Consider the following 544-nt stretch of genomic DNA (forward strand, 5'->3'; position numbering starts at 1 on the left):
GGGGTGCCGGCGCAGGTGCGCGTGCCTGCCTCAGCCGGAGGTGACCGGCAGCACGTCCGGCGACAGCGCTGCCGCTCGTGCCGCAGCGCTGGTCATCCGCTTACGGTGATGGCGTCGGCACAGGACCTCGTACCCGACCTCCTCCGTGGCCATGTCCACATCCCCGACCACCACCTGCTCACCCTCGACCACCATCTCGCCACCCACCGTGCGGGCATTGTGAGTGGCCCGAGCGCCACACCAGCACATCGCCTCGACCTGCAACGTCTCCACCCGGTCCGCCAACTCGATCAGCCGCTGAGACCCTGGGAAGAGCTTCGTCCGGAAGTCCGTGGTGATGCCGAAGGCGAAGACATCCAGGGAAAGGTCGTCCACGATCCGGGCCAGCTGGTCGATCTGGTCGGGCGCGAGGAACTGGGCCTCATCCACGATGACGTAATCGACCTTGCCGCCGTACGTCATCTGCTCCACGAGATACCCGTAGAGGTCCATCCCCGGGGCCGCCTCCACCGCCTCCGTCACCAGCCCCAGACGCGACGACAGC

General features: G+C 67.6%; 1 protein-coding gene. It reads right to left on the minus strand.

From position 1 onward, the window contains the following. Positions 1–30: 30 nt before the first annotated feature. Positions 31–544, minus strand: a 514-nt coding sequence (locus ADL29_RS08245; protein WP_053923063.1) for a thymidine kinase, incomplete at its 5' end; no start/stop codon positions are given.

Source organism: Streptomyces chattanoogensis (assembly GCF_001294335.1).
GTDB lineage: Bacteria > Actinomycetota > Actinomycetes > Streptomycetales > Streptomycetaceae > Streptomyces > Streptomyces chattanoogensis.